Source organism: Undibacterium sp. TC9W, assembly GCF_049339865.1.
Taxonomy (GTDB): Bacteria; Pseudomonadota; Gammaproteobacteria; order Burkholderiales; family Burkholderiaceae_D; genus Undibacterium.
The window spans coordinates 1-20,872 of the sequence record NZ_JBMPPJ010000037.1 but is presented as its reverse complement, the minus strand read 5'-3'; the positions used below and the strand labels follow the sequence as shown (position 1 = coordinate 20,872).

General features: G+C 50.6%; 20 protein-coding genes and 1 tRNA gene. 14 read left to right on the top strand and 7 right to left on the bottom strand.

Annotated features, from left to right (window positions below; genetic code table 11):
* Positions 1 to 1,006 precede the first annotated feature (1,006 nt).
* The 3 genes from rpoD to ACO0LN_RS29095 all read left to right on the top strand — a co-directional run bounded on the left by rpoD (position 1,007) and on the right by ACO0LN_RS29095 (position 4,922).
* Positions 1,007 to 3,175, top strand: coding sequence for an RNA polymerase sigma factor RpoD (gene rpoD, locus ACO0LN_RS29105; RefSeq protein WP_422980065.1), 2,169 nt, complete (start codon positions 1,007 to 1,009; stop codon positions 3,173 to 3,175).
* Positions 3,176 to 3,342: 167 nt separating this feature from the next.
* Positions 3,343 to 3,419, top strand: a tRNA-Ile gene (locus ACO0LN_RS29100).
* A 6-nt stretch (positions 3,420 to 3,425) separates the two neighbouring features.
* On the top strand, positions 3,426 to 4,922 hold the full coding sequence (locus tag ACO0LN_RS29095; protein WP_422980046.1) for a DEAD/DEAH box helicase: 1,497 nt from the start codon (positions 3,426 to 3,428) through the stop codon (positions 4,920 to 4,922).
* A 233-nt stretch (positions 4,923 to 5,155) separates the two neighbouring features.
* Here ACO0LN_RS29095 and ACO0LN_RS29090 read toward each other — a convergent pair whose 3' ends face one another.
* Positions 5,156 to 6,094: an ornithine cyclodeaminase family protein gene (locus ACO0LN_RS29090; RefSeq protein WP_422980044.1), complete on the bottom strand. Its 939-nt coding sequence runs from the start codon at positions 6,092 to 6,094 to the stop codon at positions 5,156 to 5,158.
* Positions 6,095 to 6,480: 386 nt separating this feature from the next.
* Between ACO0LN_RS29090 and ACO0LN_RS29085 the strand changes: the two genes are divergently transcribed.
* Positions 6,481 to 6,813 (top strand): DUF3579 domain-containing protein, encoded by a 333-nt coding sequence (locus tag ACO0LN_RS29085; RefSeq protein WP_422952760.1) that lies wholly within the window; start codon positions 6,481 to 6,483, stop codon positions 6,811 to 6,813.
* A 49-nt stretch (positions 6,814 to 6,862) separates the two neighbouring features.
* Here the strand turns inward: ACO0LN_RS29085 and ACO0LN_RS29080 are convergent, their stop codons facing one another.
* Positions 6,863 to 7,774: a LysR family transcriptional regulator gene (locus ACO0LN_RS29080; RefSeq protein WP_422980042.1), complete on the bottom strand. Its 912-nt coding sequence runs from the start codon at positions 7,772 to 7,774 to the stop codon at positions 6,863 to 6,865.
* 101 nt (positions 7,775 to 7,875) lie between these two features.
* On the opposite strand from ACO0LN_RS29080, the gene ACO0LN_RS29075 reads away from it, so the two are divergent.
* From ACO0LN_RS29075 to ACO0LN_RS29055, 5 genes are all read left to right on the top strand, one after another.
* Positions 7,876 to 8,607, top strand: coding sequence for a histidine phosphatase family protein (locus ACO0LN_RS29075; protein ID WP_422980040.1), 732 nt, complete (start codon positions 7,876 to 7,878; stop codon positions 8,605 to 8,607).
* A gap of 28 nt (positions 8,608 to 8,635) precedes the next feature.
* Entirely contained in the window at positions 8,636 to 9,400 is a 765-nt protein-coding gene (locus ACO0LN_RS29070; RefSeq protein WP_422980038.1) for an SDR family oxidoreductase, read from the top strand.
* Between the two features lie 24 nt (positions 9,401 to 9,424).
* A complete protein-coding gene (locus ACO0LN_RS29065) occupies positions 9,425 to 9,874 on the top strand; it encodes a PaaI family thioesterase (RefSeq protein ID WP_422980036.1) in 450 nt (149 codons plus the stop codon).
* Positions 9,875 to 9,923: 49 nt separating this feature from the next.
* Entirely contained in the window at positions 9,924 to 11,150 is a 1,227-nt protein-coding gene (locus tag ACO0LN_RS29060; protein ID WP_422980063.1) for an acyl-CoA dehydrogenase, read from the top strand.
* Positions 11,151 to 11,284: 134 nt separating this feature from the next.
* Complete coding sequence (locus tag ACO0LN_RS29055; protein ID WP_422980034.1) at positions 11,285 to 12,988, top strand: long-chain-fatty-acid--CoA ligase; 1,704 nt, start codon at positions 11,285 to 11,287, stop codon at positions 12,986 to 12,988.
* Positions 12,989 to 13,075: 87 nt separating this feature from the next.
* Here ACO0LN_RS29055 and ACO0LN_RS29050 read toward each other — a convergent pair whose 3' ends face one another.
* The 5 genes from ACO0LN_RS29050 to ACO0LN_RS29030 all read right to left on the bottom strand — a co-directional run bounded on the left by ACO0LN_RS29050 (position 13,076) and on the right by ACO0LN_RS29030 (position 16,404).
* Positions 13,076 to 13,252 carry a hypothetical protein gene (locus ACO0LN_RS29050; protein WP_422980033.1) on the bottom strand — a complete coding sequence of 59 codons (177 nt, stop codon included), beginning with the start codon at positions 13,250 to 13,252 and terminating at the stop codon, positions 13,076 to 13,078.
* Between the two features lie 75 nt (positions 13,253 to 13,327).
* Entirely contained in the window at positions 13,328 to 13,786 is a 459-nt protein-coding gene (locus ACO0LN_RS29045; protein WP_422980031.1) for a hypothetical protein, read from the bottom strand.
* 46 nt (positions 13,787 to 13,832) lie between these two features.
* Positions 13,833 to 15,293, bottom strand: coding sequence for a TIGR01777 family oxidoreductase (locus tag ACO0LN_RS29040; protein ID WP_422980029.1), 1,461 nt, complete (start codon positions 15,291 to 15,293; stop codon positions 13,833 to 13,835).
* The gene (locus ACO0LN_RS29035; RefSeq protein ID WP_422980027.1) at positions 15,290 to 15,937 is read right to left on the bottom strand and encodes a DUF4166 domain-containing protein; all 648 of its coding nucleotides are present in this window, start codon (positions 15,935 to 15,937) and stop codon (positions 15,290 to 15,292) included. The genes ACO0LN_RS29040 and ACO0LN_RS29035 overlap by 4 nt, the downstream gene beginning before the upstream one ends.
* Positions 15,934 to 16,404, bottom strand: a complete 471-nt coding sequence (locus ACO0LN_RS29030) for a cell division protein (protein ID WP_422980025.1) — start codon at positions 16,402 to 16,404, stop codon at positions 15,934 to 15,936. Before ACO0LN_RS29030 ends, ACO0LN_RS29035 begins: the two co-directional genes overlap by 4 nt.
* Before the next feature lie 165 nt (positions 16,405 to 16,569).
* Between ACO0LN_RS29030 and ACO0LN_RS29025 the strand changes: the two genes are divergently transcribed.
* The 5 genes from ACO0LN_RS29025 (at position 16,570) to ACO0LN_RS29005 (ending at position 20,723) form a co-directional block, all read left to right on the top strand.
* Positions 16,570 to 17,232, top strand: coding sequence for a response regulator (locus ACO0LN_RS29025; RefSeq protein WP_422980023.1), 663 nt, complete (start codon positions 16,570 to 16,572; stop codon positions 17,230 to 17,232).
* Positions 17,229 to 18,554, top strand: a complete 1,326-nt coding sequence (locus tag ACO0LN_RS29020) for an ATP-binding protein (RefSeq protein WP_422980021.1) — start codon at positions 17,229 to 17,231, stop codon at positions 18,552 to 18,554. Before ACO0LN_RS29025 ends, ACO0LN_RS29020 begins: the two co-directional genes overlap by 4 nt.
* Positions 18,555 to 18,724: 170 nt before the next feature.
* A complete protein-coding gene (gene pal / locus ACO0LN_RS29015) occupies positions 18,725 to 19,261 on the top strand; it encodes a peptidoglycan-associated lipoprotein Pal (protein WP_422980019.1) in 537 nt (178 codons plus the stop codon).
* Positions 19,262 to 19,435: 174 nt separating this feature from the next.
* Positions 19,436 to 20,272, top strand: a complete 837-nt coding sequence (locus tag ACO0LN_RS29010; protein WP_422980017.1) for a serine hydrolase — start codon at positions 19,436 to 19,438, stop codon at positions 20,270 to 20,272.
* A gap of 100 nt (positions 20,273 to 20,372) precedes the next feature.
* Positions 20,373 to 20,723 carry an NIPSNAP family protein gene (locus tag ACO0LN_RS29005; protein ID WP_422980015.1) on the top strand — a complete coding sequence of 117 codons (351 nt, stop codon included), beginning with the start codon at positions 20,373 to 20,375 and terminating at the stop codon, positions 20,721 to 20,723.
* Positions 20,724 to 20,872: the final 149 nt, after the last annotated feature.

The window sequence follows — 20,872 nt, the reverse complement described above, 5'->3', positions numbered from 1 at the left end:
TAATTTGACAAGTTGATGCAGTGCAAAGTGGTGTTTTTGCCTCTTTTTTATCCAGTATTTGCCTAAAATTTATCCACCAAATTGCCACTAAGTTGATATAAGCACAGTCTTAAGCTGGAGTAAAGTAGGTTCGCATGGTATAATTAAAGGCTTTCGATTCAAGGTCTTAGGTTGTTTCATTCTGGGCGAAGCTTTTTGCATTTGCACAGAATGTGTTGTTTAGGTGAGCGTAATGCTCCTCCGAGTAACCCAAAACACTGGCGCTGAGACTCGGGAAGTCTGCAACAAACCAGATTTTGCTCTGCGATGCCGATCACCAGATCTGCTGGCAGCGCATTTTCTTTTTTGTGATGTGCCCACAGGCGACTTCCTCAGTTCCGGATGGTTTGATTCAATGGCTAGCGCAATGAAGAAACCCGCGAAAACCCTGAAGTCCACTACGGTAACAAAAGCCGTGGCAAGCGTACCGAAAAAGGCGCCTGCCACTGCAACGAGCAAAGCGGTAAAAACCGCGGCAAGTGCTGGCACCAAGGCAAAGACGGCTGCAGCGTCTGTTGCACGGAGTACGAGTAGTAAGGCTGTGACTGTCAGTAAAACAGGCGAAACAGCGGAGCAAAAAGGGGTTGCGAAAGACGTTAAAGCGCCTAAAGTGATAAAGACCTCACTGGCAGCCGAGACCGTCAAGGTGAAACAGGCAACAAAGCAGGCAACAAGCAAAGCAGTATTGAAAACGGCAACAAAAGCCAAAGACACGGATGAAATATCCGCGTCTGCGACAAAAACGGCTGGTAAGGAAGTGAGCGGCAAGAATGCGACACCACCGGTAAAAAAAGGGGCTCAGCCAGGAGAAGCGGCCGAATCCCAGCTCAGTGGAAAAACCAGGAGTGCATCTGCAGCCCGGCCAGAACCAGTATCCGTATCATCGAAAGCTTCTGTGACAATTAACAAAACCGATTCAAAGACAGTGACTAAGCCAACCAAGAATTCAGCGAAAGCCGCACCAGAGGTGCAGGAAATCAAAACCGGTTCTGCGCCTACCGTAAGCCAGACGACCGATGCTGCGGTGCTTGCCGCCATTGACACCTCCGGCTATGTGTTGCCCGGGGTGAAGGTGCCTGGTCGCCGTGGTCGCAAGCCTAAAGAATACCAACCGGAGAATGAAGAAATCGCCGCGCTCAATGCAGTAGAGCGCGCCGAGATGAAAGCCATTGACAAGGCCAAGGCAAAAGACCGCAAGGCCAAAGAAAAGGCTTTGCTCAAAGATGCCTTCTCTTCTGATCCTGAGGCTACTGAAGAAGAACTCGAACGCCGTCGCCAGAAACTGAAAACCCTGATTAAACTGGGTAAGGACCGTGGCTACCTGACGTTCGCAGAAATCAACGATCACTTGCCAGAAAACGTTGTCGATCCTGAAGCCATCGAAGGCATCATCGGTACCTTCAATGACATGGGCGTGGCCGTGTATGAGCAGGCACCTGATGCTGAAACCCTGTTGTTGTCGGATAACGTCGTCACTGTCACGACCGATGATGATGAAGTTGAAGCCGCTGCTGAGGCTGCACTTTCTACGGTCGATTCTGATTTTGGTCGCACCACTGACCCTGTGCGCATGTATATGCGCGAAATGGGTTCGGTCGAGTTGCTGACGCGCGAAGGCGAAATCGTCATCGCGAAGAAAATCGAAGAAGGCCTGAAAGACATGATACAGGCCATCTCTGCCTGTCCAACTACGATTGCAGAAATCCTCGCCGCGGCTGAACGTATCGCTGCTGATGAAATCAAAATTGATGAAATCGTCGATGGCCTGGTAGATCCGAATGCGGATGAACAGGCTGCTCCAGTAGTAGTGGTTGCAGAAGAATCGTCTGAAGAAGATGAAGAGGACGAAGAGGAAGAAGAGGAAGAAGAAGAAGATGATGGCGGTGCCGCAGGCGCAGCTGCAATCTCTGCTGAACAACTCGAACAACTGAAACGTGATGCCTTGGCAAAATTCGAAATCATTTCGACGAATTTTGACAAGATGCGCAAGTCCTATGAAAAAGAGGGCTACAACTCCAAGACCTACGTCAAGGCACAGGAAGCCATTTCCAGTGAATTGCTGGGCATACGCTTTACCGCAAAAGTAGTTGAAAAATTGTGCGACACCCTGCGTGGCCAGGTAGATGAAGTGCGTCATGTAGAAAAACAGATACTCGAAGTTGTGGTCAACCGTTGTGGCATGCCACGTTCCCACTTTATCAAGGTTTTCCCTGGTAATGAAACCAATCTGAGCTGGGTTGAAGGCGAAGTAAATTCCGGCCATTCCTACAGTGCTGTGCTGGGCCGTAACATCCCTTCAGTGCAACAACTGCAGCAAAAACTGATCGACCTGCAATCTCGCGTAGTTTTGCCTTTGCCTGATCTGCGCAACATCAATAAAAAGATGTCTGCCGGTGAAATGAAGGCACGCAAAGCCAAGCGTGAAATGACCGAGGCCAACTTGCGCCTGGTGATTTCCATCGCCAAGAAATACACGAATCGTGGCTTGCAATTCCTGGATCTGATCCAGGAAGGTAATATCGGTTTGATGAAGGCAGTCGATAAGTTTGAATACCGTCGTGGTTATAAATTCTCGACCTATGCAACATGGTGGATACGTCAGGCCATTACCCGTTCTATCGCCGATCAGGCACGCACGATTCGTATTCCAGTGCATATGATAGAAACGATTAATAAAATGAATCGTATCTCGCGTCAGATATTGCAAGAGACAGGTGTAGAGCCTGACCCTGCAACGCTGGCGATCAAGATGGAAATGCCGGAAGATAAAATTCGCAAGATCATGAAGATTGCGAAAGAGCCGATTTCCATGGAGACGCCGATAGGCGACGATGATGATTCCCATCTGGGCGATTTCATCGAAGACAATCACACATTGGCGCCGGCCGATGCTGCTCTGCATGCATCGATGCGCAATGTGGTAAAAGACGTGCTCGACTCTTTGACACCGCGCGAAGCAAAAGTATTGCGCATGCGTTTTGGCGTTGAGATGTCCACGGATCATACCCTTGAAGAAGTAGGTAAACAATTTGACGTGACCAGGGAACGTATTCGCCAGATAGAGGCTAAGGCTTTGCGAAAATTGCGCCATCCATCACGCTCGGATAAGCTCAAGAGCTTCCTCGAAGGTAATTAATGTTATATAATGGGCGTCGGTTTTCCGGTGCCCATTGAAATTGTTGTGCTGAAATTTGGCGCAATTTTTTGCAGGCGGCATCATCTGGCTTTACCTGCAAAACCTGAAGTATTTTTCCAAACTGGATTAACCTCAGATTAAAGCAGGCAGAGCTTGCAGAAAGAATTGGGCCCATAGCTCAGTTGGTTAGAGCAGCGGACTCATAATCCGTTGGTCGCAGGTTCAAGTCCTGCTGGGCCCACCAACTACCATGACTGATATCAAGTCCCCAGCTACACCCTCTGATGAGCAAGTTACCCCTACGGTAAAGTTTGCCGATTTTGGTCTTGCACCAGAAATCTTGCGTGCCCTGACAGATCAGGGTTATGTGCATCCCACTCCGATTCAGGAACAGGCTATTCCAGTTGTCTTGCAAGGCCGTGACGTGATGGGCGCTGCCCAGACCGGCACAGGCAAGACTGCAGGTTTTTCTTTGCCTATCATCCAGTTGTTGCTGGCCCATGCAAGCACCAGTGCTTCACCGGCCCGCCACCCTGTGCGTGCACTGATTTTGACGCCGACACGTGAACTGGCTGACCAGGTCGCAGAAAACGTCAAAGCGTATTCCCGTCACACGCCCTTGCGTTCCACTGTTGTATTCGGTGGTATGGACATGGCACCACAGACGGCGATCTTGCGCAGCGGCGTTGAGATTGTGATTGCTACACCTGGCCGTTTGCTCGACCACGTACAGCAAAAAACCGTCAACCTGTCGCAGGTCCAGATCCTTGTCATGGACGAGGCTGACCGCATGCTGGACATGGGTTTCTTGCCTGACCTGCAGCGCATCATCAACCTGCTGCCTAAAACGCGCCAGAACCTGATGTTCTCTGCGACTTTCTCGCAAGAGATCAAAAAGCTTGCAGCCAGTTTCCTGACCAATCCGCAAACCATAGAAGTGGCGCGCAGCAATGCTACTGCCGACAATGTCACGCAGATTTTGTACAAGGTATCGACGGAAGAAAAACGCGATGCCGTGTCCTTCATCATCCGTGAGCGCGGCCTGAAGCAAGTCATCGTGTTTACCAACACCAAGATAGGTGCTTCACGCCTGGCTGTGCATCTGGTCAAGCAAGGTGTAAAAGCATCTGCCATCCATGGTGACAAATCACAGCAAGAACGCATGGCCGCACTCGAAGCCTTCAAGCAAGGTGAAGTTGAAGTGCTGGTGGCGACTGACGTGGCCGCACGCGGCCTTGATATTGCAGAGCTGCCTTGCGTCATCAATTTTGATTTGCCGTATAACGCCGAAGACTATGTCCACCGCATAGGCCGTACTGGTCGCGCCGGTGCCAAGGGTGACGCAATTTCCCTGCATACGGATCAGGATGAACGTCTGCTGATCGACATAGAAAAAATGATCAAGCAAAAAATCGTGCGCCTGAATCTGGCCGGTTTTGTTGCAACATCCGTGCATCAGGCAGAACATCGCGCACCGCGTGAACGTGGCGAGCAAGGCGATCGTTCAGGTCGTGGTGACCGCGCTGACAGGTCTGACCGTGGTGAAAGAAGCGAGCGCCCAGCGCGTAGCTATCAACCACCGAAAGAGAAGGTCGATCCCTGGTTCCTCAAGCCTTATGAACCAAGTTCAGGTGCAAGTTCAAGCAGCAACAATACGACGGCGTCGATGGCATCACCATCAAATGCCAGCGCACCAGCCAAGCCACAAAAACGTGCGGCTTTGTTGGGTGGGTTTCCTAAGAACTGATTTGGATTTGGCAAGGTCGATGACTTGCCGAGCTTGAAATCTGTAGGTTGGGCCGGGCGTCGTTACGCAACGACTTATCTGCCCAATACACGGCGTTTAAATGATGTATACGTTTGTTGAGGCCCAGTGTTGGGCTGGTAAAATGCAGCCCAACCTCGCAGCCCAACCTACGAGGATAGGCAGACCCAGCCTTCAATGCGTAGCCAGGGTCAGGGCCTAGCGTGCATCCATCATCACTTCCCCCACACCAGATTCGCTGCACACAAATCCTCAATTGCCGTTCCCACTGACTTGAACAAAGTGATCTCGGCATTGCTCTTGCGGCCCAGATGCTTGTCGGCGCAAAGCTCTGCCAGCTCCGCAACAATCGCTGATTTTGCCAGGCTGCCATTCGCCAGTGTTTGTGTGATATCTCCTGCCTCGGCCAGGGCGCCTGCATAAGTATCGACAAACACGGTGGCCCTGCTCATCAGCTCATCATCCACTTCACGCATATCTGGCTTGAAACCGCCTACCAGATCAAGATGTGTTCCCGCTTTGACATAGTCACTCAACACAACCGGTGTCTTGCTGGTGGTCGCGCAACAAATGATGTCGGCTTCATGGCATGCTGCTGCCAGGTCTTCCCTGACATGTACTCTGATATGTGCCGGGAATTCTGCATGCTCGCGGATTATTTTTGCGGCACCTGCTGACTTCTCAACGGATCTGCCCCAGATGCTGATATCAGTAATTGCCCTGGTCTGGCAATGTGCAATCGCGACATGGGGTGCCAGGCTGCCGTTGCCAACCAACAGCAAATGTCGTGCATCGTGCCGGGATGCATAAGAAGACGCAAGGGCAGAGGCCGCAGCGGTGCGCCGCAAAGTCAATTCTTCACCATCCATCAAGGCCAGCGGTGTACCTGTTTTGGCATCAAATAAAACAAAGACTGCTTGCACGGTTGGCATATCTGTATTCTTTGGTGCCACCGTCACCAGCTTCACACCCAGTTGTCCTTGCGGCTGCCAGACCGGCATCAGCAGCAAACTGGAATTATCTGCTTCAGACAGGTTGTGTGCATGCCGTTTCGGCGCAATGACTTCTTGCGTAAATGCCAGGCGTAATGCGGGTATCAGTTTTGCATAGGGCAGGGCGATGCTGACTTGTTCTTTTGTGAAATAAGGGATCATATTGTGTAATCGGAAGCTTGCTATGAATGGATGCGCATTTTTTATTGTAAGGGCATATGCATTTTGCATTCAATGATGTAATGCCTGAACACGGCAGATGCATCAATTTTTATTAAATGCCAACTCTCTTTCTGCGGTTTGCGCTTCGCAGAGAAATGCAGTGCTTGTTAATCAGGCAAAGCCTTGTGCTGACTTTTCTTTACTCCCTCTCAAAATGCACTATAGTGGCTCAATAAGATTGCTTGCTATGCATCAAAGCCAGATATATCAGCGATGCCAGTTTTGATTCAAGTCTTCTATAAGATATAATATGGAAGTATATTGAAAGCTTGGTATTACATAATGATGTTAAGCTTAATTCACTCTTGCTTTTGCAAGCCGAGCACATGGCCGATTCCAAAGAAACGCAACAAGTACGCGAATTTTTCATCCAGGGTGTAACCAGCGATGGAAAGCAATTTCGCCCCAGCGATTGGGCAGAGCGCCTGTGTGGAGCCATGTCCTGTTTCAGCCCTGACGGTGGTAGAAATTCACACCTGCAGTATTCACCTTATGTACGCCCGATCTTGTTGAACGGCGTGCGCTCTGTCGTTGTCAACGAAGCCATACGTGAAATCGAACCGCTGGCTTATCATTTCGTCGTCAGCTTTGCCAAAGATAATGATTTGCAAATTATCGATGCTTGCCTGTTACCAGACGAGCCCAAGGCTGGCAAATAAGCACCACTGCTTGATGCTGGATCAAACCAGCCTCATGTCTTTACGACTATCACACTGTCTGGTTTTGAAACGCCTCTATCACCTGTTGTCTTAGCCAGCGATTGGCCGGGTCATTTTCCACATTCTGGTGCCAGTACAAATACACATCCCATGAGGGCATGGCCGCTGGCAGCGGCAATATCTGATTGTCGAATTGTTCATTTGCAATGCGTGCATAGCCTTCCGGCATGGTCAGCAGTAAATCTGTCTGACTAACTACCCGGCATGCGGCAAAATAATGCTGGCAACGAAGGCGTATGCGTCTTTGCAAGCCCAGGCGGCTCAGTTCAAAATCTTCCAGGCCCATACCTTTGCGGCGCGAGCTGGCAAGTATGTGTTCGGCCTGCATATAGGTGTCCAGATCCAGCTTGCCCTGTATGATAGGATGATCACGTCTGGCCAGTACAACGGTATTGCCTTGCACTACCTTCTGGCGGTGTATCTCATTTGGCAATGGCAAGAGCATGTCAATGGCCAGATCGAGGCTGCCAGCCGCCAGTTCACTGACAAGTTCCCGCCTTTCTACCTGTATCGCTGCCAGATTGATTTGCGGTGCCTGCCGCGTGATGCTTTCCATTAATGGTGGCAGGGCAGTCGATTCCAATACATCACGCAAGGCCAGGTTGAATTGTTTGGTCGCCAGTGCCGGGTCAAACTTGTCATTCTCGGTCAGCGTCACTTCCAGCCCGCGCAGCGCTTGCCGTACCGGTTCTATGATGCTGCGCGCCAACGGGGTCGAAACCATCATCTGGCCCTGACGTACAAACAGAGGGTCATTGAACAATTGCCGCAAGCGGTTCAAAGCATGGCTGATGGCTGGCTGGGTCAGGTTCAGTTGCTGGCTGGCGCGGGTCACGCTGCCTTCGGTATAGATGGCAACAAAGACGGTGAACAGGTTTAGATCGACACGAGATAAATGCATAAGATTAATTAATCTTGATAATAACTATTCATTTGATCAATTATAGTCCCGCGCTTACACTTTGTTCATTAATTTATCAGTGATATCTCATAGAGGAAGTAATGGCAGCTTTATATCTGGTCAGGCACGGGCAGGCTTCATTCGGCAACCAGAACTATGACCAATTGTCTGAATTGGGCGAACAGCAGGCGAGGCACTTGGGCCGCTGGTGGGCGGCGCGTGATATGCAGGTATCTCGTGTCGTCACTGGCGCGTTGAAACGTCACCAGCAAACTGCGCAGGCCTGTCTGTCTGCAATGCTGCAACAGGATGTTGATGTGCTTGATACCTCTGCCTGGCATTGCGATGCCGGTTTCAATGAATACAACCACCATGAAGTGCTGGCACGGCATGTACCTGCTTTTGATGACCCGGCAGCGGTCAAGCATTTCCTCATGAATACGCCGAATGGCAAGCAAGCCTTTCAGGATATTTTTGCCCAGGCGATCAGCCGCTGGATGTCAGGCGAGCATGATGCTGAGTATGTAGAAAGCTGGCATGAATTCCGCCAGCGCTGCGTTATCGCCATGCACAAGCAACTGGTAATTGTGGATGATGCCAAGAACATCGTCATCTTCACTTCTGGAGGCACGATCTCAGCCTTATGCCAGCATGTGCTGGGTTTCCCGGATCCACGCTTTGCTGAACTCAACTGGTCACTGGTGAACAGCGCGGTCACGCGTTTTCATTTGCAGCCAACAGCCGAAGGCATATTGCGTCCTGCCTTGGCTTATCTGAATAATTTTTCACATCTTGAAGTATTGAACAACCCCAAAGCAATTACCTACGTTTAAAAAACAAGAGAGACGAGAGAGACAAGACATGACAGCAATGTTTGATTTGACCGGCAAGGTCGCGCTGGTCACCGGTGCCAGCCGTGGCATAGGTGAAGCCGTTGCCAAAACCCTGGCTGCCAATGGTGCCTATGTCATCGTGAGCAGCCGCAAGGCAGAGGCTTGCGAAGCCGTGGTGGCAGCGATTATTGCTGCCGGTGGCAAGGCAGAAACTCGCGCCTGCCACATTGGTGAAATGGCGCAAATTGATGCCCTGTTTGCCGACATCACAGCCGCTCATGGCAAGTTGGATATTCTCGTCAATAATGCTGCCACTAATCCTCACTTTGGGCATATCACCGAGACCGATGTCAGCGCCTTCCAGAAGACGGTTGATGTCAATATACGCGGCTATTTCTTCATGTCCTCAGCTGGTGCCAAACTGATGGCAAAGCATGGGGGTGGCAGCATCATCAATGTGGCTTCGGTCAATGGCGTAGTGCCAGGTGCCATGCAAGGGATTTATTCCATCACCAAGGCTGCAGTCATCGCCATGACCAAATCCTTCGCACAGGAGTGTGCGCCTATGGGCGTGCGTGTGAATGCCTTGCTGCCGGGCGCAACCGATACCAAGTTTGCCTCGGCCCTGTTCCACAATCCCGTCATTCTCGAAAAAGCGCTGACCCGCATACCCATGAAACGTATTGCCGAACCTGACGAAATGGCGGGCACGGTCTTGTACCTGGCATCGAATGCGTCCAGCTATACCACTGGTGCCTGCATCAATGTTGATGGCGGCTATCTGGTTAGTTAGTACGGTAAGGAGAAAGGCGCGATCATGAAACCGGCTTACGTGGCTAGCAATCCAGATTACGCAGCGCAACTGAAGAGTCTGGTGCTGGCCATGCCCATGGCGCAATGGCTGGGCATAGAGTTTGTCAAGATAGCGCCGGGTGAAGTGGAACTGGACATTGCCTATCGCGAAGAACTCAGTTTCGTACCAGGGAAGATGCAGGCCACAGCCATCTTTGCAGCCGCAGATTTTGCCGGCGTCTCTGCTGCTGGCACCCTGTTACCAGCAGGCTGGATCAACGCCAGCATTGATAGTAATTTAAAGATAGTCGCTCCTGCTGATGGTGAAAAATTGCGGGCACGCGGGCGTGTGGTTTCAAACGGGAAGTTGTTGACAGTCAGTGCCGCAGAGGTTTTCTCTGTACGCAATGGTGAAGAAGTTTTATGCGCAACGGCATTGCTGACGGCGCGCAATATTGAACTACAAAGAAAGTAAAGCGGACATATCCATGTCCATCTGGACCAACAAGGAAAAAGGAAACAAAATGGATTTTCAATACAGCCCCAAAGTCAAAGATTTGCAGGCACGTTTGATCGCCTTCATGGATGAGCACGTCTATCCAAATGAAAAAACTTTCTTTGGTGAGATCGCTGCCAACCGCAAGGCGGGCAATGCGTGGATACCAACCAAGGTCGTTGAGCAATTGAAAGCCAAGGCACGCGATGCCGGTTTGTGGAACCTGTTCCTGCCAGAATCTGGCCATGGTGCAGGCCTGACTAATCTGGAATATGCACCACTGTGCGAAATCATGGGCCGTGCCGTCTGGGCGCCTGAAGTATTCAATTGCTCGGCACCTGATACCGGCAATATGGAAGTGTTTGCCCGTTATGGCACGCCTGAACATCAGGAACAATGGTTGAAGCCCTTGCTCCGCGGCGAAATCCGTTCCTGCTTTGCCATGACAGAACCAGCAGTTGCCTCTTCTGATGCCACCAATATTGAATCATCTATTGTGCGTGATGGAGACGAGTACGTCATTAATGGTCGCAAATGGTGGTCGTCTGGGGCGAACGATCCGCGCTGCAAAGTGTTTATCTTCATGGGCAAGAGTGATCCTGACAATGCTGACCGTCACAAGCAGCAATCGATGATCATCGTGCCGCGTGATACACCGGGCGTAACCATTTTGCGCGCCTTGCCGGTGTTCGGTTATGACGATGCACCGCATGGTCATGGCGAAGTGCTGTTTGAAAACGTGCGTGTACCGGCATCCAATATCTTGCTGGGTGAAGGTCGTGGTTTTGAGATTGCCCAGGGCCGTTTGGGACCTGGCCGCATCCATCACTGCATGCGTCTCATCGGTCTGGCAGAACGCGCACTGGAAGACATGTGCAAGCGCTCTTTGACACGTGTGGCTTTTGGCAAACGGGTGGCAGAGCAGGGCGTGACGCTGGAACGCATTGCCAACGCCCGCATCCTGATCGACCAGGCACGCTTCCTGGTCCTGAATGCCGCACAGATGATGGACACGGTAGGTAACAAGGCAGCCGCCAAAGAAATCGCCATGATCAAGGTGGCCGCACCAACCATGGCTTGCCAGGTCATCGACTGGGCGATACAGGCGCATGGTGGTGGTGGTGTGTCTGATGATTTTGGTCTGGCATATTCTTATGCACAGGCGCGCACCCTGCGCCTGGCAGATGGCCCGGATGAAGTTCACAGGAATCAAATCGGCAAGATGGAGTTAAAGAAATATACGGAGAAAAAATAATTACTTGTAGTTTCATAAGTGCGATTTACGGGTAGTTCCAGATTGGCTCTTCCTCTTTTTGAGGCAGGGCTTTTCCGACGTTAACTTCCCAGTTGGCTGACATTTTCAAATTATTCTTATAAAGAGAGACAAAAATGCGCGACTTACAACCCTGGATCAAATCTTACCCCGCAGGCGTACACTGGGACGCCGACCTGCCCATCAGCAGCGTGCCGCAATTACTGCATGATGCCGTCGCCAAATGGCCAGACTTGCCCGCACTGGAATTCATGGGCAAGAAAACCAGCTATGCAGAATTACAAAAACTGGTCAACCAGGCCACTAAAGGTTTCCAGCAACTGGGCGTGAAGCCCGGCGTACATGTGGGCCTGTATTTGCCGAACACTCCGCATTACGTCATCAGTTTTTTTGCGATCTTGCAGGCCGGTGGCACGGTAGTGAATTATTCACCGCTGGATGCCGAGAAAGTGCTGGAGCATAAAATTGCCGACAGCCATACCGATATGCTGGTGACACTGGATATGGTCATGCTGTACCCGCAAATGGCGAAGATGCTGGGACATACACGCCTGCAAAAACTCATCATCGGCAATATTCCGGAAATGACGCCTTATCCGGATGCAGTCAGGGCGAATCTGGACAAGGCAAGCCAGCTTAGCGCAATTCCCGATGATGCCCAGCACCTGCTGTTCGCAAAACTGCTGGACAATGACGGTAACTACACGCCCATCGCTGCGATAGACCCGAAAGAAGCCATCGCTACCTTGCAATATACAGGTGGCACCACTGGCTTGCCGAAGGGCGCAATGCTCACGCATGGCAACCTCACCACGGCTTGCAGCCAGATCATGGAAACCACCAATATCCAGCCACGAGTGCTGGAAGAGGGTAAAGAAAAACTGCTGGCCGTGCTGCCACTATTCCACATCTATGCATTGACGGTGGATATGCTGTTTGGCATACGCCTGGGTGCAGAGATAGTTTTGCATACCCGCTTTGATGCTGATGCCGTGGTGAAGGATCTGGCAAATAAAAAAATCACGGTCTTCCCCGGTGTGCCGACGATGTATACCGCCATCATCAATCATCCGCAGATCAAGGAATTTGATCTCAGTGCTTTAAAGTTCTGCAACTCCGGTGGCGCGCCTTTGCCAACAGAAGTGCTGCAACAATTCCAGGCATTGACAGGCTGCACCCTGCTCGAAGGATGGGGCATGACCGAGACTTCGCCTACAGGTACTTTCACTCCCTTGGGTGGTGTACGCAAGGCGGGGTCCTGCGGTTTGCCGACGCCAGGCATACGCTTTAAATTTGCCAGCATTGATGACCCTCGCCAGGAAGTGGCTTTGGGAGAGCGCGGCGAAATCTGTGTAGCCGGAGCGAATATCATGAAAGGCTACTGGAACAAACCAGAGGCGACCCGTGATGCATTTACTGCTGACGGTTACTTCCGTACCGGTGACGTTGGTTATATGGATGTCGATGGTTTTGTGTATATCGTCGATCGTACCAAGGACATGATTTTGTCGGGTGGCTACAACGTCTATCCGCGCAATATCGAAGAGGCGATTTATGAACACCCTGCCGTAGCCGAAGTTAGCGTCATTGGCATCCCCGATGCATATCGTGGGCAATCTGCCAAAGCCTTTATCAAACTCAAGACAGGTCAGGTGGCTTTCAGCTTTGATGAGTTGAGAGACTTCCTCAAAGACAGACTGGGCAAGCATGAAATGCCGCAAGCCATGGATATTCGTGCCGAGTTGCCTAAGACGCCGGTAGGAAAGTTGTCCAAAAAAGAACTGTATGAGGAAGAAGCGAAGAAGAGGGCTGCTACCTGAGCTGGCTTGATCTATTTTGATTGAACAAGTTTTTGCGCGTTTCTGCGGCTTTCTGCTTCCCTCCAGAAAGGCCGCAGTTTTTTCATTTTATTTCTTCTTGCCAGCTACATGGTCCGTGAGCTGAGTTTGCAAAGTCTGCAAATCTTTCGCGCTATGTTCAACAACAATAGTCCTGGTGTCGGCAACCTGGGTCTGGCGGCTGACTTGTAGTTCTGGCACGGCTTTTCTTGGCCTTACAGGCTGGGGATGACGCAGAAAAAACATGACTTGCTCCTTGAGTTTACAGAACCAGATTGCGACTGAATTTCAAATTTCAAGTGAGGATATTGTGTATGAAAGCTAAACGCTTCGTCGTGTTTCCCTTAACGGATCATGAGGGTTGCAATTACCTCGAGTTCTGAGGCTGTATATTTTCCCCAGGTCCGTCATCAATTTTGCTGAGACAGTATAGTAGTCGCCCAGTGCAGAACGAAAGTAGTGCAAATGTGCTTCATACTCAGGCTGAAAATCAATCTCTATTGTTGCAGCCTTCAGCCAGTCTTCTGTAATACCTTGCTTGTTCATGATTGCACGCAACTTCACCTTATAGTCATGCATGACAGCATTGAACTCTTCGCTTTGCGGTGTGCAGATGATATTGAGTAAATCCAGCGTAAGCAAAGTAATAGAACGTTCATGCGCAAAGCGGCAAAGCTTGCCTATCGCCCAATAGCCTTCAAGATCATTATTGCGGCTGTTAAAGCTATCCGCAATTCCCGCTGCTATCGATTTGAGTTGTTTTCTGCGCGGCATAGGCATCTTTGCATCTTATTTTGCATCTCATTTTGCATCTTAGTCAGCCTGCTTAGACCAGGTTTATCAGTGCACTACGCAAATCTGGATAATCAAAAACAAAACCGTCTTCCAATAATTTTGCTGGCACGACACGCTGGCCTTCCAGTAATAAATCAGCTTGCTCACCCAGCATCAGGCGCATAGGCCAGCCCGGGGTAGGGAAGAAGCTGGGGCGATGCAATACATGGGCGGCGATGGTGCTGAACTGTTTTTGCGTGACTACTTCAGGTGCGGTGAAATTATAAGCGCTGTCCGGTTGCAGGCTGGCTTCATGCTGCCACAGGTGGGCAATGCCGCGTAATACATCGTGCACATGTATCCATGATTGCCATTGCTTGCCACTACCCAAGGCACCACCGAGGCCCAGCTTGATGGGCAGAAGCATCATGCCCAGTGCACCTTGCTGACCAAGGACGACGCCAAAACGCATCCTGACGACTTTGACACCGTAAGTGTTGGCAGCTTGGTTAGCTTGTTCCCATTCCTGGCATAGTTCTGACATGAAGATGGTTTGCGGCGCTGCGCTTTCAGTCAATTCCCTGTCGTCGCCCTCGGCCTGTATGCCGTAATAACCAATGGCTGAGGCTGCCAGCAAGAGCCTGGGTTTGCTTTCTGCACGACTGATCCATGCTGTAATTTCTTTTGTCAGGCCAGTGCGGCTATGGCGCAATTCTGCCTTGCGTTTTTCTGACCAGCGCCAGCCCAGGATGCGTGCACCTGCCAGGTTGATGATGATATCTACACGCTGATTTGCTGGTAACTCCTCCATGGATGCGATGACCCTGGCCTTGCCATCAAACTTCCAGCTAGCCTGTTTTGGGTTGCGGCTGAGTATCGTCACTTGCTGTCCATCAGCCAGTAAGGCTTTGACCAGCAATGTGCCGATAAAGCCTGTGGCACCGGTGACCAAAACCTGCTCTGATTTGTCGCTGAAATGTATCATGCTTGCCTGCCTTTCTTTAATTGCGATTTTACCGAGGTGCAGTGCAGCCAGCCCATCACGTATGCCAGATACGCCAACACCCACGCCACACAAGGCCAGGAATACACTGAGCCAGCCTTGTGGTTGCCATTGCATTTGTGTATTTGCAGCAAACCACTCAGGAGTATTCAAGATCAACAAGGTGATAAAGGCACCACCATTAATTGCGAGTACTGTGTGGGTCACACGTTCAGTTGCTGGCAAAAGTCGGGTCTGGTCTTCAATCACAAAGTCCCACAAGGTCAAAACAATCTCCACAGCAAATACCAGCAATAGCACGATTGCCCAGGCACCATGCCAGGCCCATGCTGACAAACCAATGAACAGTAAGCTGTAGATGAGCGCGCGGGTCGCATGTATGCCTAACTCTTTACGGGCGCTGGCGCGCTGTGGCAAGGCCTCGGTCAATTCATGGTGATACAAGGTATCGAAAGCGCCAAGCAAGCCTTGTGCGGCCATTAATTGCAGGGCTATTAAATGGGTGTTCATGATGCTGCCTCAGGATGAATTTCCTTGAAAACACCGACCTGGGTAAAGGTATGGCCAAACAAGGCGTGTTTGATTTCTATGCGTATATTGAATTGCTCAGGATTGTCATTGCGATGGCAAAGATAAGTTTTGCCAGGCGTGAAAATACCGGGTATGGGTATGCGGTAGCCCAGTACATCCCAGAAGTAACCATCGCTGGTGAAGTAGAGATTACCCTCATGCACGTGCAAGATCAGTTTCATCCCTAAGCCCATGCCTACATATTCGAGCACTTCACCCTTTTCACTTTCCTGCATGTACGATGTGAATTGTATAGGTGGCCTGTTGTGCAGACGGTATATCCTTTGCTTGAAAATGGAAGGACAATCCGGTTTGGAATACACCATGATATCGACAGGGAAGTCATGATCAGTGTAAGGAATCAAGGCCCCGGCTATCATTGGTTTGGTCAGGTGACCCAGGAGTTTGCCTATTCTTGAACAGCTCAGTTCACTGAGCTGGCCAGTGTAGTACAGTGGCTTGTCCGGTTCAGGATTCTTGGCAAACCTGGCCTGGATATCCGGGTGCAGTTTCAGCCATTCCTTGCCCAGGATTTTCCTGAACAATTCTCCTTCTGATGGGATGGGTTTGCTATCTGGATTCATGCACTTCTTTCTGTATTTTCAGTATTCTTTGAGTCCATTTTCCATAAGATGAACAAGGGGGGGATCATGCTTAGCACCGCGAATGCATCTATCCAAACATTAATTAGCATATTCGCCTGCATGGAAATCAACATATCCTGCGGAGCCCATACCAGTATGCCTATCATCAGCCACAACCAGGCAAAGCGGCTGCGGTGCTGGTTGCCCAGATAAATCAGCGCGCCCATCCACAAGCCCACAGTTTGCACGGTAGCGCCAAACAGACTCATCCACCAGACTTGCATATTGCGCGCTGCATCTGGTGCAGCCTGTGGCCAGAAATGGCTTTCTATGAGCTGGTGATAGACCTCCACCAGACCTGTGGCACTGATCCAGGGCAACAAAATGCCGATCAGCAAATGAGTGAAAGCTGTGGCATACAGCCAGCGTATCAGCCATTTGCGTAATGAAAATTGTTTTTGTGGCATTAATTTTCCTTTATTTCTTTAATTTCTGTTGTTACAGAAATTAAAGATTAAATGACGGCACCTGTCAAGTGATTTGCAGCATATCTTTTGAATCCGGCCATGGCGTACAATCACGCTGCTCTTATTCTTTCAATCGTCCTTTCACACATCAAGCACATACAAAACATGAAAGTCCTGCTCGTCGAAGACGACCCCATGATAGGTGAAAACATACAGATTGCGCTGGAAAGTGAAGCCAATCTGGTCGATTGGCTCAGCAATGGTGAAGCCGCTGAGGCTGCCCTGCAATTCCATAGCTATGATGTGTTATTGCTGGACCTGAGCCTGCCACAGCGCGACGGCATGGACATTTTAAAAGCCTTGCGCAAGCGCGGTGATACCTTGCCCGTGCTGGTCATGACCGCGCGCGACGCCGTGCCCGACCGTGTGCGCGGCCTGCATGCAGGTGCGGACGATTACCTGGTCAAACCTTTTGATCTGGATGAATTGATCGCCCGCATGCACGCTCTGGTAAGGCGCTCACATGGCCGCACTGATACTTCTTATGTGTGCGGCGATGTGGTTGTCAATACCACCACGCGGCAAGTATTTAGTGGTGCAGAACAAGTCATACTATCTTCGCGTGAATGGACGATACTTGATGCTCTGGTAGCACGGCCTGGTGCCATACTGTCGCGCAGCCGTCTGGAGGATCAGCTATTCGGCGCCACTTCAGAGATAGAAAGCAATGCGGTCGAAGTGTATATCCACGGCCTGCGAAAAAAGCTGGGGCAAAAATTCATCGTCAATGTGCGTGGCGTCGGCTATATGGTCGAGAAAAGCGCATGAAGTCTTTGCGCCTGCAAATGATGCTCTTGTTTGGCATCGCCATTCTGGCCGCCGCAGCCCTGCAGTTTGCCAGTTCGCTGCATGCGGCCATTGGTGAAGCCAACAAACTGTTTGATTACCACATGCAGCAAATGGCACTGGCCTTGCAGGACGGTGATTTTGATCAGGTTGATTGGCATAATTTGCCAGGTACTGAGATTGATGATTTTGATTTTGTCGTACAGGTCTGGTCAGAAGATGGTGCCAGGGTTTACCAGTCACGCCAGCACCGCAGCCTGCCCAAGCAAGCTGCGCTAGGCTATTCAACAGTGACGCTGGAAAACGGCGACTGGCGCGTGTATGCCGCCGAAGAAAACAAGCGCGTCATCCAGGTCGCGCAAAAAATGGGTTCGCGCAGGGACAGGGCAATATCTTTTGCACTGAGTACCTTGTGGCCGGTGATACCCGTGTCCCTGCTCTTGTTTTGCGCAGTCTGGTGGGGAATCAACTCTGTGCTGGCACCTCTTAATCGCATAGGGAGTGAACTGGCCAACCGCAATGCCAATTCGACTGATCCGGTGTCGTCAGACGGCGTGCCGAAAGAAGTTTCCCTGCTGGTGACGGAATTGAATTCGCTGCTGAGCCGCATGGGCCTGGCGATACAGTCGCAACAGCGCTTTGTTGCAGATGCCGCGCATGAGCTCAGGTCGCCCATCACCGCCTTGCGCTTGCAGGTGCAAAACCTCGGCAGGGTCAAGGATGAAAACAGTCATGAGCAAGCCATCAATCGCTTGCTAGGTGGTGTCGATAGAGCTTCACGTCTGGTAGAACAATTACTGGCGCTGGCCAGGCAAGACCCGACTTCACAAGCCAGCCTGAGTTTCCAAAACATTGCGCTGAATAGCTCTATAGAACAGGCAGTCAGCGATGTCATGCCCTTTGCGCAATCCAGGAAAATCGCCATCAATGCAGAAATGCCTGAGTTGCTTGAACTGCAAGGTGATAGTGAAAGTCTGCGCATCATGATACGCAACCTGCTCGATAATGCCGTGCGCTATATACAGGATGAGGGCAGGGTGCAAATCAGTCTCAGCCGCAACAAAGATGGTGTGCGGCTTGGTATACAGGACACTGGCGATGGCATCGCGCCAGAAGAACGTGAACGTATATTTGACCGCTTTTATCGCGTAGCGGGGACGAATAAAAGCGGCAGCGGCCTCGGTCTGGCCATCGCCAAGGCGATTGCTGACCGCCATCATGCCACGATCAGCCTGGCGGATGCCGCCCTGGGCGGGCTGGAAGTAATTATCCTGTTTCCTGCTACGCATACCCTGCCTGGCTGAAAAACACTCACATTTTTGACAAAATTCTGTGTTTGATTGCTGGCAATGCGGTTTTTTAAGATTCGCCTAAGTTTCCTGAGGCAAGATGGCGTTGCTTCATACTACCTGGTAGCGTCTCGTTTATGCGCCAGGTCTGAATCGACCAATTAAAAAATTTAGAGGGTATTTACATGCGTGCAATCAACACAATCAAAAGCGCTGCCGGGTTGGTAGCTGTAGTAGTTTTATTGGCAGCTTGCAGTTCGCCAGTAAAAGTGGCTGAGCAACCAACGCAACAACCTGCAACAACGACTAAGCCTCCGGTTACTGATACCCGTAGTGTCGCGGCAGTAAAAACTGAAATAGATCCGTTGAATGATCCAAACAGCCCATTGGCAAAGCGCAGCGTCTATTTTGATTTCGACCAATATGTCGTCAAAACTGAATACAGTGGCACGGTTAACGCTCACTCCAAATACCTGAGTGCCAATAATGGCAAGAAAATCCTGATTCAGGGTAATACCGACGAACGCGGTGGCCGCGAATACAATCTGGCACTGGGACAGAAACGTGCCGAAGCTGTGCGTAAATCCCTGTCCCTGCTGGGCGTGCCTGAAGCGCAAATGGAAGCAGTCTCTCTGGGTAAAGAAAAACCAAAAGCCACAGGTAGCGATGAAGCTGCGTGGGCAGAAAACCGCCGTGCAGATATTATCTACTCTGGCAAGTAATTTTCAGTTGTGAAAAAACCGGTTTGCATGCAACGAGCAAAATTTGCCGCCTGTATGCAAGCTGGTTTTTCTCTATAATGTTGACGCAAAATTGTTATGCTTAGCTTAGTCTTTTGTCTTAGCAGTTTTGCGTCAGCCTTATTTTTAATCCCGTGACAGAATCGATGTGCCCAGATGTTGAAGCCCAAGTTGTTAGTTGTCCTGATGTTGTACTGTGGCAGTCTGTCTGCCATGCAATTGAGTGCCCAAAATGCCATCGTTGTTGATGAGCGTAATGGCCAGGTGCTGCTAGAAAAAAATGCCGATGTGGTCGTGCCAATTGCCTCGCTGACCAAGCCCATGACAGCCATGGTACTGCTCGACAGCAAAGCCAATATGGATGAGAAAATCTCCATAGAAGAAGAGGATAAAGACCAGCTCAAGCATAGCCGCTCCCATGTTCCTATAGGTTCAAGCCTGACGCGCCGGGAAGCCTTGCAACTGGCACTGATGTCTTCTGATAACCGTGCTGCGGCTGCTCTGTCCCGCACTTATCCTGGTGGTCAGGGTGCCTTTATGGTCGCCGTTAAATCCAAATTGATTGCCTTGGGTATGGGGCACACCGTCATTCGCGAAGCGACTGGCTTGTCACCAGAAAATACTTCGACAGCCGCTGACCTGGTGAAGATGGCGCAGGCTGCATCACGCTATCCAGAAATTACTGACATCACGACCGACAGTGAAGACAGCGTCACACTCAAGAATGGGCTCAGCCGTGAATTCCACAACACCAACCGCCTGATCGGTAAAAAAGGCTGGGACATCCTGTTATCAAAAACCGGCTTCACCAATGAAGCCGGTGCCTGTCTCATCATGCGAGTCAAATTGGCAGGCAAAAAAGCCACCATGATCTTGTTGAATGCACGGGCTGGTTCTGCACGCTGGACTGACGCCTTGAATATAGGCAAATTACTTGGGTACAAAGAAGAAATCAAGGCAAAGATAAGCAGAAGACATAGGCGTCATCACTAAGCTTGTCTCGCCCATGTCAGTGCGCTTGCCTGATGATAAGTGAATGCCAGCAGCTTGTGCTAGCATGAATGTTCTCAACTGGACCCTGACAGGCAAAACCATGACCCGTTTAGTCGAAATCCGCACTTATCGTCTCAAGCCCGGTATCGCCGAGGCCTTCCATCAGGCTGTGCATACCCTTGCTGTACCCATGCTGAAAAGCTGGAATATGGATGTAGTCGCCTACGGACATTCCGATCATGAAGAAGCGACTTATTACATGATACGTTCTTATGCCAGCCGCGCAGCTCTGGAAGCTGAACAAGATGCCTTCTATGGGTCCAGCGAATGGAAAAATGGCCCAAGAGCAGAGTTGGTCGATCGTATCGAGACGTATATGAATACCCTGGTTTGGTTGTCAGAAGAAGGCATTGCCAGTATGCGTGAGCTTAATAAGACTGAGAAGGCTTAGAAAGTTTAATCCAGCGCAGCGCCGGAGCCTGTAAAAAAATCTGTGTAAGTTCTCCCGGAACTATTGGTGAGCGTTGATGCGCTCCCCAAATTCTATATCAAAGCGATTCAATGCCTGTCGCCAGTGTTGTATAGGCATGGTCCATTTCT

What these genes read in the sequence shown, in the direction of transcription:
- ACO0LN_RS29095 (WP_422980046.1), top strand. Translation starts at nt 3,426, where the DNA reads ATGACTGATATCAAGTCCCCAGCTACACCCTCTGATGAGCAAGTTACC.
- ACO0LN_RS29090 (WP_422980044.1), bottom strand. Translation starts at nt 6,094, where the DNA reads ATGATCCCTTATTTCACAAAAGAACAAGTCAGCATCGCCCTGCCCTAT.
- ACO0LN_RS29085 (WP_422952760.1), top strand. Translation starts at nt 6,481, where the DNA reads ATGGCCGATTCCAAAGAAACGCAACAAGTACGCGAATTTTTCATCCAG.
- ACO0LN_RS29080 (WP_422980042.1), bottom strand. Translation starts at nt 7,774, where the DNA reads ATGCATTTATCTCGTGTCGATCTAAACCTGTTCACCGTCTTTGTTGCC.
- ACO0LN_RS29075 (WP_422980040.1), top strand. Translation starts at nt 7,876, where the DNA reads ATGGCAGCTTTATATCTGGTCAGGCACGGGCAGGCTTCATTCGGCAAC.
- ACO0LN_RS29070 (WP_422980038.1), top strand. Translation starts at nt 8,636, where the DNA reads ATGACAGCAATGTTTGATTTGACCGGCAAGGTCGCGCTGGTCACCGGT.
- ACO0LN_RS29065 (WP_422980036.1), top strand. Translation starts at nt 9,425, where the DNA reads ATGAAACCGGCTTACGTGGCTAGCAATCCAGATTACGCAGCGCAACTG.
- ACO0LN_RS29060 (WP_422980063.1), top strand. Translation starts at nt 9,924, where the DNA reads ATGGATTTTCAATACAGCCCCAAAGTCAAAGATTTGCAGGCACGTTTG.
- ACO0LN_RS29055 (WP_422980034.1), top strand. Translation starts at nt 11,285, where the DNA reads ATGCGCGACTTACAACCCTGGATCAAATCTTACCCCGCAGGCGTACAC.
- ACO0LN_RS29050 (WP_422980033.1), bottom strand. Translation starts at nt 13,252, where the DNA reads ATGTTTTTTCTGCGTCATCCCCAGCCTGTAAGGCCAAGAAAAGCCGTG.
- ACO0LN_RS29045 (WP_422980031.1), bottom strand. Translation starts at nt 13,786, where the DNA reads ATGCCTATGCCGCGCAGAAAACAACTCAAATCGATAGCAGCGGGAATT.
- ACO0LN_RS29040 (WP_422980029.1), bottom strand. Translation starts at nt 15,293, where the DNA reads ATGAACACCCATTTAATAGCCCTGCAATTAATGGCCGCACAAGGCTTG.
- ACO0LN_RS29035 (WP_422980027.1), bottom strand. Translation starts at nt 15,937, where the DNA reads ATGAATCCAGATAGCAAACCCATCCCATCAGAAGGAGAATTGTTCAGG.
- ACO0LN_RS29030 (WP_422980025.1), bottom strand. Translation starts at nt 16,404, where the DNA reads ATGCCACAAAAACAATTTTCATTACGCAAATGGCTGATACGCTGGCTG.
- ACO0LN_RS29025 (WP_422980023.1), top strand. Translation starts at nt 16,570, where the DNA reads ATGAAAGTCCTGCTCGTCGAAGACGACCCCATGATAGGTGAAAACATA.
- ACO0LN_RS29020 (WP_422980021.1), top strand. Translation starts at nt 17,229, where the DNA reads ATGAAGTCTTTGCGCCTGCAAATGATGCTCTTGTTTGGCATCGCCATT.
- pal (WP_422980019.1), top strand. Translation starts at nt 18,725, where the DNA reads ATGCGTGCAATCAACACAATCAAAAGCGCTGCCGGGTTGGTAGCTGTA.
- ACO0LN_RS29010 (WP_422980017.1), top strand. Translation starts at nt 19,436, where the DNA reads ATGTTGAAGCCCAAGTTGTTAGTTGTCCTGATGTTGTACTGTGGCAGT.
- ACO0LN_RS29005 (WP_422980015.1), top strand. Translation starts at nt 20,373, where the DNA reads ATGACCCGTTTAGTCGAAATCCGCACTTATCGTCTCAAGCCCGGTATC.